The organism is Streptomyces djakartensis, assembly GCF_014651075.1.
Taxonomy (GTDB): domain Bacteria; phylum Actinomycetota; class Actinomycetes; order Streptomycetales; family Streptomycetaceae; genus Streptomyces; species Streptomyces djakartensis.
Map to the genome: position 1 here is coordinate 19,459 of NZ_BMWE01000035.1, position 15,489 is coordinate 34,947.

Sequence of the window (15,489 nt, forward strand, 5' to 3'; positions counted from 1 at the left end):
GCACGGTGCCCCCGGCCCGCCCGGCGGAACCCGGCTCGGCGCTCCCGGCCTCGTCGACATCGCCCCCACCGTCCTGGACCGTCTCGGCATCCCCGTCGACCCCGCCTGGGGCCTGCGGGGGCGCGTCCTGCCCCGCCTCACGACTTCGGAATGGTCATGACCGACGCACTCGATCCCCTGCTCGCCCTGCGCCCCTGGGAGGCACCCGAGGTGACCTCCTGGGGGCGGCTGCCGATGAACGCCGTGGACCGGCGCTCCGGCGCCGTCCCGCTCGACGGCGACTGGCGTTTCCAGTTGCTGCCCTCGCCGGACACCCCGGTCGGAGAGGCGTGGTCGTCGGCGTACGTGCCCGGCGTGTGGACCATGCAGGGCACGGACGACCTCCCCCGGTACCTCAACATCCGGATGCCGTTCGCCGAGTTCCCTCCGGGGGTGCCCGCCGCCAACCCGACGGGCGTGTACGAGCGGGTGGTGGACGTGCCGGCCGAGTGGGCCGGGCGGCGGATCGTGCTCCAGGTCGGGGCCGCCGAGAGCGTGCTGCTGGTGCACGTGGACGGGCGGCCCGCCGGGCTCTCCAAGGACTCCCACCTGGCCGCCGAGTTCGACCTGACGCCGGTCATGCGCCCCGGTGAGCAGGCCGTCCTGCGCCTGACCGTCGTGAAGTGGTCGGACGCCTCGCACATCGAGGACCAGGACCACTGGTGGCACGGCGGGATCACCCGCTCGGTACTGCTGTACGCGAGGGATCCGCTGCATCTCGCGGACGTGACCGTGCGGGCCCGGCGGGACGGCGACCTGCGGGTGGACTGCCAGGTCCGGGACACGGGCGGGGCCCTGCCCGAAGGCTGGTACGTCAGCGCGGAGCTGGACGGACACCTCCTCGCCCAGGACGAGGAGTTCGACCGGGCAGGCGCCGCGGAGGAGCGCGTCTCGGACTTCCTCGGCGAGGCGCGGCTGCGAACCGTCGTGCCGGACGTGCGCACCTGGACGGCCGAGACGCCGCAGCTCTACGCCCTGACGGTCCGGCTGCACCGCAGCGACGGCACCGTCGCCGACACCTCGCACCACCGGATCGGTTTCCGTGACGTCGAGATCGCCGGCCGGGACCTGCTGGTCAACGGCGAGCGGGTGTTCATCCGGGGCGTCAACCGGCACGACTTCCACCCGCTGACGGGGCGGACCGTGTCGTACGACGACATGCGCGCGGACCTGGTCCTGCTGAAGCGGTTCGGCTTCAACGCGATCCGCACCGCGCACTACCCGAACGACCCGTCCCTGTACGACCTGGCCGACGAGCTGGGTTTCTACGTCGTCGACGAGGCCGACATCGAGTCCCACGACCACGCGCACGAGATCGCCGGCGACCCGCGCTACCTGAACGCCTTCGTCGACCGGGTCTCGCGGATGGTGCTGCGGGACAAGAACCATCCGTCCGTCATCATCTGGTCGCTGGGCAACGAGTCCGACTACGGCGCGAACCACGACGCGGCGGCGGGCTGGGTACGCCGGCACGACCCGACCCGTCCGGTGCAGTACGAGGGCGCGGCCAAGCGCGGCTGGGCCGATCCGGGCGTGGCCTCCGACATCGCCTGCCCGATGTACGCGCCGCTGGAGGAGTGCATCGCGCACGCCATGTCGGGCACGCAGACCAAGCCGCTCATCCAGTGCGAGTACTCGCACGCCATGGGCAACAGCAACGGCACGCTGGCGGACCATTGGGAGGCCATCGAGACCACCCCGGGTCTTCAGGGCGGGTTCATCTGGGAGTTCTGGGACCACGGCATCCTCCAGCGTGTGAACGACGGCAGACCGGCCGGGCGTGGGGGCGCCGGGCTGTACGACAACGGTGTCGCCGCGCCCGGTCATCGCTGGGCGTACGGCGGCGACTTCGGGGAGAGGGACCACGACGGCGCCTTCATCGCCGACGGGGTCGTCTTTCCCGACCGCACGCCCAAGCCGGTGATGTCCGAGCACCGGGAGATCGCCGCGCCGGTGCGGATCGAGTGCTTCCGGCACGAGGGCGTCGTCCTGGGCAACCACCAGCACTTCCGGGGGCTGGACTGGCTGTCCGGCGTGTGGGAGCTGTCCCTGGCGGACGGCGGCACCCTGACCGCTCCCGCCCAGCTGCCCGAGCTGCGCCCGGGCGAGACGGCCGCCGTACCGCTGCCGTTCACGCTGCCGGAGGACGGCGGCGAGGCGTGGCTGACGCTCCGGGTCACGACCGCCGCGGACGAACCCTGGGCGCCGCGCGGCACCGTCGTGTGCCTGCCGCAGGTGCGGCTGCGGGCGGCACCTCAGGTCACTCACACCCCGGTCACCGACCGCCCGGTCGACGTCGACGAGGACGGGCTGCTGGTCCATCCGCTGCTGACGGCCGCGCCCGCACTGTGCCTGTGGCGGGCGCCCACCGACAACGACGAACTGGGCGGCATGGCGGCCCGCTGGCGCGACTGGGGACTCGAAGCGCCCACCCGGAAGGTCGTCGCCGTACGGCGCGCACCGGGCCGGGTGGCCGTGGCCGCCGACTACCTCTGCCGGGGCGGAACCGTCCGCCACGAGCAGGTGTTCACGGCCGTCGAGGGCGGCCTGCTGGTGGAGGAGATGGCCGAGCTGCCCGAGGCGCTGGACGACGTGGCCCGGGTCGGGTCGGTCTTCGAGACGGCCGCGGGGCTGAACCTGCTGGAGTGGTTCGGGCAGGGCCCCTGGGAGTCGTATCCGGACCGGGGCGCGGGAGCGCCGGTCGGTCACCATGCGCTGCCGGTGGACGAGCTGTTCACACCGTATCTGCGGCCGCAGGAGAGCGGCGGGCGGCACGGGGTGCGGCGGTTCACGCTGTCCGCCCCGGACGCCACCGGGCTCGCGGTGCGGCTGGACCGGCCCCGCCAGGTCTCCGTGACCCGGCATCGCGCGGCCGACCTCACCGCCGCCGCCCATCACGACGAACTGGTGCCGCGGGCCGGGTGCGTGGTGCACATCGACGCGGCGCACCGCGGGCTGGGCACGGCGTCGTGCGGACCCGACACCTTCGCCTCCTACCTCGTCCCGGCCGGCGTCCACCGCTGGAGCTGGACGCTGCGCGTTCTCTGACACTCCCCTTCCGTCACCTTCATGCCTCTCAGCAACTTCATGGAGCACACGTGTGCACTTCGCATGACCAGGCCGTGGGCGAGACGCCCCAGGCCGGTGCCGCCAGACGCGGCTTCCTCCGTGCCACCGCGCTGCTCGGCGCGACCGCCGCCGCCATGACCGCCCTGCCCACCGCCACCGCCCGGGCGGAAACCCCGATCCCCCGCCCCGACCCGCGCAGCCGCCGCTTCACGCTCGCCGTGATGCCCGACACCCAGTACCTCTTCGACGGGCCGAGCATCGACAGGGCGCCGGTGGAGGCGTCGCTGCGGTATCTGCTGGAGCACGGCGCGCAGGAGAACATCGTCTTCCTGTCGCACCTCGGAGACCTCACGCAGAACGGCGCGAAGGACGAGTTCGCGGCGATCGGCGAGGCGTTCCGGCTGCTGGACCGGCGGGGCGTCGGCTACAGCGTCCTGGCCGGCAACCACGACGTGCGGTCGTCGACGACCGACCAGCGCGGTGCGACACCGTACCTGGACGCCTTCGGGCCGGAGCGCTTCGAGGGGAAGCCCACGTTCGGCGGTGCCTCCCCGGACGGCTACAACACCTTCCACCGCTTCACGGCGGGGAGCCGCCAGTGGCTGGTGCTCGCGCTGGACTGGCGGCTGTCACCGCAGGGGTACGCGTGGGCGAAGGACGTCATGGCGCGGCATCCGAAGACCCCCGTCATCCTCACCACCCACGAACTGGTCGTCGGGGACGACTCCCTGTCGGACTACGGGCAGCAACTGTGGGACCGGCTGATCGAGGAGCACGACCAGATCTTCCTCGCCCTGGGCGGGCACTACTGGCCCGCCGCCCGGGCGACCCGGAAGAACGCGGCAGGGCACGACGTCCACCTGCACCTGACGAACTACCAGAACCGGTACTTCGGCGGCGCGGCGATGATCCGCCTCTACCGGTTCGACCTGGACCGGAACGTCATCGACGTGGAGACGATCTCGCCGTGGATCCTTGGCCGGGCGGCGAAGGGGCTCAACGAGCTGGAGCGGCAGGAGATGGAGCTGAGCGGCGACGCCGACCGGTTCTCCGTCGAGATCGACTTCGAACGGCGGTTCTCCGGGTTCGCGCCCGTGCCCACCCGGCCCGCCCGGCCCGTGGCGAGGATGCTGGTGCCGGGCACGATGGCGTACTGGCGCTTCGAGAAGCCCGTCGACGGCACGGACGGAACCGTCCGGGACCTGTCCGGGCGGGGCAACGACCTGTCCCTGGTCACCGTCGGTGGCGGAGCCCTGGGTTGGTCGGCCGACCACCATCCCGACCAGCCGGGCCACGGCAGCCTGGAGTTCCGGGGCGGCAAGCCGCCGCTGAAGGGCGCCTACCTGCGCACGGTCGACGGCGCCCCGCTCAACCGGGCCACCTTCGGGGACGGCTACACCATCGAGGCGTTCTACCGCCTGCCCGCCGACTGGGACCCCGGCCGCAACGCCTGGTCGGGCCTGGTCTCCCGCACGGGCACGGGCGGCGCCGCCGGAAAGACGGCGGACGACCCGGACGAGCCGCTGGCCACCCTGTCGCTGTCCAACGACCGGGAGCCGCAGTGGGCGACGCGCCCGCTCAACCAGCAGGGCATCGCCACCAACTGGGGTCAGGAGACGCCGCTGGAGACCTGGTGGCACCTCGCGGTCGTCAACGACGGCAGGCACACCACGCTGTACGTCGAGGGCTGCCCGGTGCTCCGCAACCCCAGGGCGTCCGCGGTCGGCATCACCTCCGTCGGGCTCCCGTGGCTGCTCGGCGGCTACGAGTACGGCGGCACCATCGACCAGATCTTCCACGGCCGGCTCGGCGACGTCCGGATCGTCGCCCGGGCGCTGCCCGTCACGTCCTTCATGAACCAGTGACCCCCGAGGAACCCTCATGACCGAGCAGCAGCTGCCCCACTGGGCCGACCCGTCCGTCGCGTCCTCGGCGTTGGATCCGCAGGGCGTCTCCCGCCGCGGGCTACTGCGCCGCGCGGGCCTGTTCGGCGCCGCCTTCGCCCTGGGCTCCGCGGCCACCCCGGCCCTGGCCGCCGGTGAGCCGCGACTCGGCGGCGAGGACCCCGGCCTCGCCTACCTCGTCGGCGACCACCACATCCACTCCGTCTACAGCCACGACGCCAAGTACACGTTCTCCCAGCTGGCTACCGCGGGCGCGAGGTACGGCCTGGACTGGATGGTCTTCACCGAGCACTCGAACTTCGGGCACGCCGACTTCGGGGCCGCCATGGAGCACGAGGAGATCCTCAGGGCACGGGCGGAGAACCCGCGACAGCTGATCTTCCAGGGTCTGGAGTGGTACATCCCGGCGGCCGAGCACTGCACGGTGTTCACCGCGCCCGGCCGGAACGAGGTCGACCTGCTCACCCGCTTCGAGCGCGCCTACGACGGCAAGCTCCTCGGCTACGCCAAGGGCGGCCCGGGCGACGCCGACACGGCCCGCAACGAGGCCCACGCCGTCAAGGCGATCAAGTGGCTGGCCGAGCAGCGCCGTTCGGGTTACGTCGACGACGTGCTGGTCCTCGCCAACCACCCCATGCGGCTGGGCATCGACTCGCCGCACGAGATGCGCGCCTGGCGGGACGCGGCGCCCGAGATCATGATCGGCATGGAGGGCGCGCCCGGCGCCCAGGGCGCCGCCCTGCCGGGCTGGCGCGGCGCCACCTCGATCCGCGGCGAGTACGAGAACAAGCCGTCCGCCCAGTCCTGGCCCGGCTACCCGGCGGACGCGTACCTGACGTACGGCGGCTTCGACTGGGCGACCGCGACCGTCGGCGGCCTGTGGGACTCGATGCTCGCCGAGGGCCGGCTGTTCTCGATCACCACCAACTCCGACGCCCACCGGATCGTCTTCGACACCTGGAAGAACGGTGACTGGCAGCCCGGCCAGACCTTCGACGGCACCGGGAAGCTGCCCGACCCGGTGAACACGGACACCCCGCAGCCCGGCAGCGACTTCTGGCCGGGACAGTTCAGCCGCACCCACGTGGGCGTGACGGGCTACGGCTACCGCGCGGTCATGGCGGGTCTGCGCGCGGGCCGGGTCTGGCTCGACCACGGGCATCTGCTCGACGGGCTCGACGTCCGGCTGCGGCGGGAGACGGACCGGGGCCGGGGTGTGACGCTCGGCGGCCGGCTGCGGGTGCGCAAGGGTGAGAAGCTCACGCTCGACATCACCGTGACGACCGCCTCGCGGCCCAACCCGCAGGGCGTGCTGCCCGAGTTGGCGCACGTGGACGTCATCCGCGGCGCGGTGCGGGGCCCGGTCGCCGACCGCGACACCTTCAGAGCCCCGGACACTCGGGTCGTCCGCTCGCAGGACGTCTCCGGCCGCACGGGCACCTACACCCTGCGCGTCCCGCTGACCGCCGGTGAGGAGTCCTTCTACGTCCGGCTGCGCGGCAGCGACGGCAACCGGCACGGCACCGGCTACCTCGGCGCCGCCGTGGACCCGAACGGGCCGGTCCCGCACCCGCCCGGAGACGGTGACCCGTGGGCGGACACGTGGTTCTACTCGAACCCGGTCTTCGTCGACGTGGTGGCTTCCTGACCTGGGACGCGTCTCCGGCAGATCACCCACCGACGGAGCGGAGGTACGGTGGCCGCGTGACCGGTGAAGAGTCGCTGCGGCCGCAGTCCCTGATGCTGACGTTCCTGGGTGACCAGGTGCTCGGGCGGGACGTGTGCGTGTACTCGGGCAGCGTCATCGACGTGTTCGCCCGGGCCGGGATCGGTGAGCAGGCGACCCGCTCCACGCTGAGCCGGATGGCCGGCCGTGATCTGCTGCGCCGCCAGCGCGAGGGCCGCCGCATGTACTTCGGGCTCACCGAGCGTTCGGAGGCGGTGCTGCGCGACGGGGAGCGGCGGATCTGGCGGACCGGGGCCGTCAACCGCCACTGGGACGGCACCTGGACGCTGCTCGGCTTCTCGCTGCCCGAGTCCTGGCAGCGCCAGCGCCACGACCTGCGCTCCCAGCTGACCTGGAGCGGCTTCGGACCGCTGTTCAACGGCCTGTGGATCGCTCCCGGCCAGGTCGACGTGTCGGCCCTCGTCGCCGAGCTCGGCCTGTCCGCCCACGTGAAGGTGTTCCGGGCGCACGCGGAGGCCGGCATGGACATCGGCCAGATGATCGAGGAGACCTGGGAGCTGTCCGATCTGGCCGGCCGGTACGCGTCCTTCGTGCGCCGCTGGCGGCCCTGGGAGGACGAACTCCCCGACGCCGACGACGCCTTGGTGCTGCGCCTGCGGTTGCAGACCGAGTGGCTGCGGATCGTCCGGCGCGACCCGCGTCTGCCGGTGAAGCACCTGCCGGAGGACTGGCCGGCGGAACCGGCCGAAAAGACGTTCCGGACGGTGCACGAGCGGCTGTCACCGCTCGCCCGCGCCGCCTCGGAACGCCTTCTGGACCTGGTGCCGGCGCGGCCTCAGGCGTAGAACCGCGACAGGCTCTGCAGCACCGCGGCGGGCTTGGTGCCGCCCTCGATCTCGATCGCGCCCTCGACGGTGATCTGCGCACCGCCCGGCACGTCCTCGACCTCGGCGAGCCTCGCCGTGAGGCGGATGCGGGAGCCCACCTTCACGGGGGACGGGAAACGCACCTTGTTGAGGCCGTAGTTGACCTTCGTCGTCACGCCCTGGACGTCAAGGAGCTCGGTGAACAGCGGGATGAAGAGGGAGAGCGTGAGGTAGCCGTGCGCGATGGGGGCGCCGAAGGGGCCCTCCTTGGCGCGCTCGGGGTCCACGTGGATCCACTGGTGGTCGCCGGTGGCGTCGGCGAAGGTGTCGACGCGCTCCTGCGTGACCTCGATCCACTCGCTGGTGCCGAGGTCTTCCCCGGAGAGCTTCTTGAGTTCGTCGAGGCCGTTGACGGTGATGCTCATGCGGTTCCTTACGGGTTGCCGTAGCGCGTACGGACGCGGGATTTGAGGAGCTTTCCGGAGGCGGTGCGCGGGAGTTCGTCCGCGAGGACCACCGACTTCGGGATCTTGTACTTGGCGAGGCGGCCCGCGAGCGACGCGAGCACCTCGTCGGGGTCGAGGGCGGCGCCCTCGCGGGGCACGACGACCGCGCGCGGCACCTCGCCCCATTTGTCGTCGGGCACGCCGATGACCGCGCACTCGACGATGTCCGGGTGGGCGAGGAGCTGGTCCTCGATCTCGGCGGGGTAGACGTTCTCACCACCCGAGATGATCATGTCCTTGATGCGGTCGACGATGTGGACGTAGCCGTCCTCGTCGACCTGGGCGGCGTCGCCGCTGCGGAACCAGCCGTCCGCGAAGGACGCGGCCGTCTCCTCGGGCAGCCCCCAGTAGCCGGGCATGACGTGCGGGCCGCGCACCACGACCTCGCCGGTCTCCCCGACGTCGACCGGGGTCAGGTCCGGCCGGACGACGCGGACGTCGCTGAAGAAGTGCGGCACACCCGCCGAACCCGCCTTGCTGACGGCGTGCTCGGCGTCCAGGAACAGCGTGCCGGGGGCGGCCTCGGTCATGCCGTAGCCCTGGAGGAAGGTCAGGCCGCGCTCCTGGTACTTCGCGATCAGCGGGGTCGGGACCGGGGAGCCGCCGCAGGTGAGGATCCGCAGCGACGACAGGTCCGACTCCGCCCAGCGCGGGTGCCTCGCCACCTGGTCGTACATCGTCGGCACGCCGAACATGAAGGTGATGCGGTGGCGTTCGATCAGGTCGAAGGTGGCGTCCGGGTCGAAGGCCTCGACCAGGACGCAGGCGCCGCCCTTGAGCAGGACCGGCAGGGTCAGCATGTTGAGGCCCGCCGTGTGGAACAGCGGGGCGGATACCAGGGCGCGTTCGTCGGCTATCAGGTCGGTGTCGACGAGGACGTTGACCGCGTTCCAGGTGAGGTTGCCGTGGGTGAGCATGGCGCCCTTGGGGCGTCCGGTCGTGCCCGAGGTGTACATGATGACGCAGGTGTCGTCGGGGCCGACCGGTTCGTCGATCGGCTCCTCGGGCGCCTCGGCGACGGCCGTCTCGTACTCCGCGCCGGTTTCCAGGTAGAGGCGTACGTCGGTGCTGCCGGGCAGGCCGGCGACCAGACCGGCGTGGGACGGGCCGTAGACCAGGGCCCGCGCGCCGGAGTCGGCGAGCTGGTAGGCGATCTCCGGGCCGGCGAGGCGGATGTTGAGCGGGACGAAGACCGCGCCGAGGGTTCCGGCCGCGAACAGCGTCTCCAGATAGGAGGGGTGGTTGGGGCCGAGGTAGGCGATCCGGTCGCCGCGCCGCACGCCCCGGGCGCGCAGGGCGTGCGCGAGGCGGGTGGTGCGGGCGTGCAGCGTGCCGTAGTCGGTGGTCGCCTCGCCGTGGATCAGGGCGGTGCGGTGCGGGGTCTTGCGGGCCCGGCGGGCGGGCCATGACCCCAGTCCCTCGTTGCGCATGACACGCCCCCTTACGGTGTGGCCAGCCCGAGCAGGCGGGCGGCGTTCTCCTTGAGGATCTTCGGCCGGACCTCCTCCTTGATCGTCAGCTTGTCGAAGTCGGCGAGCCAGCGGTCGGGGGTGAGGACGGGGAAGTCGGAGCCGAAGAGGACCTTGTCCTTCAGGAGGGTGTTCGCGTACTGCACGAGCTGCGGCGGGAAGTACTTCGGCGACCAGCCGGACAGGTCGATGTGCACGCCCGGCTTGTGGGTGGCGACGGCGAGGGCCTCGTCCTGCCAGGGGAAGGACGGGTGGGCCAGAATAATCCTCAGGTGCGGGAAGTCGGCGGCGACGTCGTCGACGTGGAGCGGGTTGGAGTACTTGAGCCTGATCCCGCCCCCGCCGGGGACGCCCGCGCCGATGCCCGTCTGGCCCGTGTGGAACAGGGCGATCGCGCCGGTCTCCTCGATCACCTCGTACAGGTCGTACGCCACCGCGCGGTCGTTGGGGAAGAAGCCCTGGATGCTGGGGTGGAACTTGAAGCCCTTCACCCCGTACTCCTCGACCAGGCGCCGGGCCTGCCTGACGCCCGCCTTGCCCCGGAAGGGGTCGACGGACGCGAAGGGGATGAGGACGTCCGCGTTGGCGGCGGCCGCCTCGGCGACCTCCTCGTTCGGGACGGGCGGGGTGCCGGTGGCGGACTCGGCGTCGACCGTGAAGATCACGGCGGCCATGTTCCGCTCGCGGTAGTACGCGGCGGTCTCCTCAAGCGTCGGCTTCCGCTTGCCCTCGACCTTGAAGTAGGCGGAGGAGGCGTCATGCAGGTCCTCGTCCAGGGAGGAATGTCCCTTGGAGGACACCTCCGCGTGGGTGTGGACGTCGATCGCGACCAGTGACTCCACATCCATCACAGGGTTCGTCACGGGGTCCATCACGCCTCCGGGAGCTTCGGCGCCGGGATGCCGACCGACTGGAGCTCGGCCCCGACCGAGGTGGGCCAGGCGTCCGCCAGGGTGCCGGGGGTCCAGCCGCCGTCGGCGTACGCCGTCCTGATCTCCTGCGGATGCGACCAGAGTGCCACCTTGTCTCCGCCGATGCCGACGCACTGGCCGGTCACACCGCGCGCGGCCTCGGAGGCGAGGAACGGCACCAGGGCGGCGCAGTCCTCCGGGGTGCCGAAGCCCTCGCCCTTGCGCAGGAAGTCCGGGAGTGGTTCGCCGCCCCGCATCGCCTCGACGTACGGGGCGAAGGCAGGGATGGTCTCGGTCATCGCGGTGGCGGCGACCGGCACGATCGCGTTGACGGTGATGCCCGCACGCCCCAGCTCCATCGACCAGGTGCGGGCCATCGCCGCGATACCGGCCTTGGCGGCGGCGTAGTTGGTCTGGCCGAAGTTGCCGCGCTGGCCGGCCGGGGAGCCGACCAGGATCAGCGAGCCGCCCTCGCCCTGCTCGCGCATGCGGACGGCGGCGGCCCGGGCGCAGGTGAAGGTGCCCTTGAGGTGGGTGGTGATCACCGCGTCGAAGTCGTCGTCGGACATCTTCCAGAGCACCTTGTCGCGCAGGATGCCCGCGTTGGTGACCAGGACGTCCAGGCGGCCGAACTCCTCGACCGCGCGGTTCACCAGCCGCTCGGCGGCCTCGGAGGTGCCGACCGCGACGACCTCGGCGACGGCCCTGCCGCCCGCCTCCTCGATGGACTTCACGGCCGCCTCGGCCACGGCCTCGTCGACGTCGTTGACCACCACGGACGCGCCGTGGGCGGCCAGGGCGTGCGCGTAGGCGAGGCCGAGGCCCCGGCCGCTGCCGGTGACGACGGCGACCTTGCCGGAGAGATCGATGCTGGGCACGGGTGGGTCCCTTCAGGCGGGGTTCGACTGCGAAACCGAAGCTAAGAGCAATAATTGTCGACGTCAATAGTTGTTGATGGTCCACGGGTGCGGGATGCTGGCACCGCAAGGCCGCACCGAGCACAGGGAGCCCGCCATCACACGCCAGAACGTCACTCATGCCACCCCGAAGCCCATCGACGCCGACGAGCCATGGATGCGAGGGCTGCACGCCGACACGGGCTACCTGCTCTACCGCCTGGGCCTGCGCTCGGGGCAGCTGTTCAACGCCTGCCTGCAGGAGTCGGGCCTGCGCCTGCGCCACTACGCCGTCCTGCGCTTCCTCGCCACCTCCGACGGCGCCCTCCAGCGGGAGCTGAGCGCCCGGCTCGGCTACGACCCGAGCGCGATCGTCGGCCTGGTGGACGATCTGGAGAAGCAGGGCCTGGCCGAGCGCCGTCCCGCCCCCGACGACCGCCGCAGCCGAATCGTCGTGCTGACCGGGAGCGGCCGCGACTTCCTCCGCGACACCGACGAGGCCGGCCAGCGGGTCACGAACGAGCTCCTGGGCCCGCTGGACCCGGCCGAGCGGGAGACGCTGCACGGGCTGCTGCTGCGGATGGCGAAGGACCGCCTCAACTGATGTTGTGCAAATGATTGACGGCTGCACGGCTTATGCATACCTTCACGGACCAACCGCGACCCGTCCCCCAGGGAGCTCCCCGTGCAGCCATCCCCGCCCGTCGCACAACCCGCCCCCGACTCGCGGCAGTTGCGCCGCGTCGCCGTCTCCGGCCTGCTCGGCACGACCGTCGAGTTCTACGACTTCCTCGTCTACGGCACCGTCGCCGCGCTCGTCTTCGGCGACCTGTTCTTCCCCCGGGCCGACCCCGCGGTCGGCACCATCGCGGCGTTCGGCACCTTCGCCGCGGGCTATCTCGCCCGCCCGCTCGGCGGCATCGTGTTCGGGCACTTCGGCGACCGGATCGGCCGCAAGTCGATGATGCTGCTGACCATGGTCCTGATGGGCTGCGGCAGCTTCCTCATCGGACTGCTGCCGACCTACGACGCGATCGGCGTCTGGGCGCCGGTCCTGCTGGTCGCCCTGCGCGTCGTGCAGGGCATCGCGATCGGCGGTGAGTGGGGCGGCGCGATGCTGATGGTCGTCGAGCACGCCGAGCACGCGCGGGGGTCACGGCGCGGTCTGTGGTCCAGCTTCACCCAGCTCGGCGCCCCGCTCGGTTCCGTGCTGTCGGCGGGCGTGGTCACACTCGTCGCGACCCTGCCCGACGACGAGTTCCGCTCCTGGGGCTGGCGGGTGCCGTTCCTGCTGAGCGTCGTGCTGCTGGCCGTCGGCCTGTTCGTGCGTCTGAGGGTCGCCGAGAGTCCGCTGTTCGCGCAGGCCCGGCGGGAGCCGGTGGACAGGCCGCCGATCGTGGAGGTGCTGCGCCGGCCGAAGCCCGTGCTGCTGGCCGCCTGCGTCGGCATCGGCGCGTTCACCACGCAGTCGCTGCTGACCAGCTTCATGATCTCCTACGCCGTCGGCCAGGGATACAGCCGGCCCCAGGTGCTGACCGCGGTGACCGTCGCCTCCTGCGTCGCCCTCGCCGTCCTGCCCGCCGCGTCCGCGCTGTCGGACCGGGTGGGCCGCCGGCCCGTCGTGCTCGCCGGAGCGGTCACCTCGGCCGCGCTCGCCTTCCCCGTGCTGGCTCTGGTCGGCTCCGGCTCGCCCGGACTGCTGATCCTCGCGCTCGTCCTCGGCCACGGGGTGGCCCAGTCCACGATGTACGGGCCGCTCGGTGCCCTGCTCACCGAGATGTTCGGCACCCGCGTCCGTTACACCGGCGCCTCCCTCGGCTACCAGGGGGCGACCCTCGTCGGTGCCGGGTTCTCGCCGCTCATCGCCGGCAGCCTCGTCGCCTCCGCCGGCGGCAGCGGCACCCCGGTGTCGCTGCTGCTGTGCGCGGGCGCGGCGATCACCGCCGTCACCGTGTGGCGGCTGCGCGAGACACACACGGACGCCCTGGACTCCCCCGCCGCCGCCCCCGCCCTGGAAGGAACCCCGCGTTGAGGATCCGCCTCGCCCTACTGACCGCCTGCCTGACCCTGGCGACGGCCGCGGTGCCCGCGAAAGCCGTCGACGCCGGCACCCACCTGGAGGGTGTGCTCCCCTCCGGCGCCGCGTACCTGATGGACGTACCCGCGTCCTGGAACGGCACGGTACTGCTGTACAGCCACGGCTACACCCCGGCGGGAGCCCCCAACCCGGCCCAGAACGCGCCCGGTCCGGCCGTCCGGGACAAGCTGCTGGCCGAGGGGTACGCGCTCATCGGCTCCTCGTACGCGACGAACGGCTGGGCGATCGCCGAGGCGGTGCCCGACCAGCTCGCGACGCTGGACCTGTTCACCGAGAAGTTCGGGGCGGCCGGGCGGACCCTCGCCTGGGGCACCTCGTACGGCGGCTTCGTCACCACGATGCTCGCCGAGCGGCACGCCGCCCGGTTCGACGGCTCACTGTCGATGTGCGGACTGGTGCAGGGCGGCGTCGCCAACTGGAACAGCACCCTCGACCCGGTGTTCGCGCTGCGCGCGCTCCTCGCCCCGGGCTCCGGTGTCAGGCTGGCCGGTTTCGCGGACCAGGCGGAGGCGGTCGCGGCGGCCAAGTCGCTCACGTCCAAGGTCGAGGCCGCCCAGCAGACCGGGGAGGGCCGGGCGCGGATCGCCCTCGCCGCCGCCCTGCACAACATCCCCGGATACAACGACGCCTCCCAGACCCGGCCCGGCCCCACCGACTGGGCGGCCCAGCAGGCCAACCAGTACACCGCCGTCCGGGGCCTGCTCCAGCTGCCCGCGTTCAGCTGGCGGCAGGAGGCCGAGAGCCGGGCGGGTGGCAACCCGTCCTGGAACACGGGGGTCGACTACACGGCCATGCTCGTCCGGTCCCCGCTGTACAAGGAGGTCACCGAGCTCTACAAGCAGGCGCGGCTGTCCCTGCGCGCCGACCTCTCGGTCCTGGCCCGGGCGCCCCGGGTGTCCGCCGATCCGGCGGCCGTACGGTGGATGCGGAGCACCAGCGTGCTCTCCGGCCGGCTCACCGACCCTCAGCTGAACATCCACACGACCGGGGACGCGCTGATCCCGGTGCAGGCGGAGAGCGCCTACCGGCGGGCCGCCACGGCGGCGGGCACGGCGGGGACGTTCCGCCAGGCGTACGTCGACGGACCCGGTCACTGCACCTTCACCGCGGGCGAGACACTGGCCGCCCTGCGCGCGGTGGAACACCGCCTGGACACCGGCCGCTGGGACGTGTCGCCCGGCGCGCTCAACTCCAGGGCGGTCGCGGAGGACCCGACGGCCGAACCCCGCTACATTTCTTACCGCCCGGCCGCCTACCCCCGCCCCTACGACCTCGCCCACCCGGGAGACACCCGGCGATGACCGCACGATCCGCGCCCGACCGGCTGCTGTCCGTGCTCGCGGCCTTCGACCACGAGCACCCGGCCCTGTGCCTGACGGACATCAGCCGGCGGGCCGGGTTGAGCCTGACCACAGCGCACCGGCTGGTGGGCGCGCTCACCGAGTGGGGCGCGCTGGAACGGGACGAGTCCGGCTTCTACCACGTCGGGCTCCGCCTGTGGGAGCTCGCAGCGCTGGCCCCGCGCGGCCTCGCCCTGCGGCAGATCGCGCTGCCGTACCTGGAGGACCTGTACGAGGCGACGCACGAGAACGTGCAACTGGCCGTGCGGGACGGCCGCGACGTCGTCTACATCGAGTGGCTGTCCGGGCGGTCGGCGGTGGGCGTGCACATCCGTGTCGGCGCCCGCTGGCCCCTGCACGCCACCGGGGTCGGTCTGGCGCTGCTCGCCCATGGTGACCCGGATTTCCAGAAGGAGTACTGCGCGGGTGAACTCGCGTCCTTCACGTCGTACACGATCACCGATCCCGGGCGGCTGCGGAGGGTGCTCGCCGAGGTGCGGCGGTCGGGGGTCGCGGTGAGCGACCGCCAGGTCACGGAGGACGCCCTGTCGGTGGCCGCCCCGCTGCGTGGCCCGGACGGTGCGGTGACCGCCGCCGTGTCGGTCGTGGTGCCGCACGCGCACGCCCAGGTGCCGGTGCTGGCCCCGGCGGTCCGGGTGGCGGCGCGCGGGATTTCGCGGGCGCTCGGGTGGCGGCCCTGACGG

Annotated in this window: 12 protein-coding genes and 1 pseudogene; 9 read left to right on the top strand and 4 right to left on the bottom strand. The window is 72.3% G+C overall.

Translation table 11 applies throughout. From position 1 onward, the window contains the following. Positions 1-10: 10 nt before the first annotated feature. The 5 genes and pseudogenes from IE212_RS35260 to IE212_RS33205 all read left to right on the top strand — a co-directional run. A pseudogene (locus IE212_RS35260) lies at positions 11-160 on the top strand (alkaline phosphatase family protein); the annotation flags it as partial. Next, positions 157-3,087 (top strand): glycoside hydrolase family 2 TIM barrel-domain containing protein, encoded by a 2,931-nt coding sequence (locus tag IE212_RS33190; protein ID WP_190201703.1) that lies wholly within the window; start codon positions 157-159, stop codon positions 3,085-3,087. The pseudogene IE212_RS35260 and the gene IE212_RS33190, both read left to right, overlap by 4 nt. 50 nt (positions 3,088-3,137) lie before the next feature. Beyond that, entirely contained in the window at positions 3,138-4,973 is a 1,836-nt protein-coding gene (locus tag IE212_RS33195) for a LamG-like jellyroll fold domain-containing protein (protein ID WP_190201704.1), read from the top strand. Between the two features lie 16 nt (positions 4,974-4,989). Beyond that, positions 4,990-6,660, top strand: coding sequence for a PHP domain-containing protein (locus tag IE212_RS33200; protein ID WP_190201705.1), 1,671 nt, complete (start codon positions 4,990-4,992; stop codon positions 6,658-6,660). A 56-nt stretch (positions 6,661-6,716) separates the two neighbouring features. After that, a complete protein-coding gene (locus IE212_RS33205; protein WP_190201706.1) occupies positions 6,717-7,544 on the top strand; it encodes a PaaX family transcriptional regulator in 828 nt (275 codons plus the stop codon). Here the strand turns inward: IE212_RS33205 and IE212_RS33210 are convergent. The 4 genes from IE212_RS33210 to IE212_RS33225 are packed head-to-tail and all read right to left on the bottom strand — an operon-like array spanning position 7,535 to position 11,329. Next, positions 7,535-7,990 (bottom strand): MaoC family dehydratase, encoded by a 456-nt coding sequence (locus IE212_RS33210; protein WP_190201707.1) that lies wholly within the window; start codon positions 7,988-7,990, stop codon positions 7,535-7,537. The genes IE212_RS33205 and IE212_RS33210 overlap by 10 nt on opposite strands. Before the next feature lie 8 nt (positions 7,991-7,998). Then, positions 7,999-9,501, bottom strand: coding sequence for an acyl-CoA synthetase (locus IE212_RS33215; protein ID WP_190201708.1), 1,503 nt, complete (start codon positions 9,499-9,501; stop codon positions 7,999-8,001). A gap of 11 nt (positions 9,502-9,512) precedes the next feature. After that, complete coding sequence (locus IE212_RS33220; RefSeq protein WP_190201726.1) at positions 9,513-10,388, bottom strand: amidohydrolase family protein; 876 nt, start codon at positions 10,386-10,388, stop codon at positions 9,513-9,515. Positions 10,389-10,411: 23 nt separating this feature from the next. Beyond that, on the bottom strand, positions 10,412-11,329 hold the full coding sequence (locus IE212_RS33225) for an SDR family NAD(P)-dependent oxidoreductase (protein ID WP_308430276.1): 918 nt from the start codon (positions 11,327-11,329) through the stop codon (positions 10,412-10,414). 94 nt (positions 11,330-11,423) lie between these two features. On the opposite strand from IE212_RS33225, the gene IE212_RS33230 reads away from it, so the two are divergent. The 4 genes from IE212_RS33230 (at position 11,424) to IE212_RS33245 (ending at position 15,486) form a co-directional block, all read left to right on the top strand. After that, a complete protein-coding gene (locus IE212_RS33230) occupies positions 11,424-11,951 on the top strand; it encodes a MarR family winged helix-turn-helix transcriptional regulator (protein WP_190201709.1) in 528 nt (175 codons plus the stop codon). An 81-nt stretch (positions 11,952-12,032) separates the two neighbouring features. Continuing rightward, positions 12,033-13,379 (top strand): MFS transporter, encoded by a 1,347-nt coding sequence (locus IE212_RS33235; RefSeq protein ID WP_190201710.1) that lies wholly within the window; start codon positions 12,033-12,035, stop codon positions 13,377-13,379. Next, positions 13,376-14,746: an alpha/beta hydrolase family protein gene (locus IE212_RS33240; protein ID WP_229864691.1), complete on the top strand. Its 1,371-nt coding sequence runs from the start codon at positions 13,376-13,378 to the stop codon at positions 14,744-14,746. Before IE212_RS33235 ends, IE212_RS33240 begins: the two co-directional genes overlap by 4 nt. Then, complete coding sequence (locus IE212_RS33245) at positions 14,743-15,486, top strand: IclR family transcriptional regulator (RefSeq protein WP_190201712.1); 744 nt, start codon at positions 14,743-14,745, stop codon at positions 15,484-15,486. The genes IE212_RS33240 and IE212_RS33245 overlap by 4 nt, the downstream gene beginning before the upstream one ends. Positions 15,487-15,489: the final 3 nt, after the last annotated feature.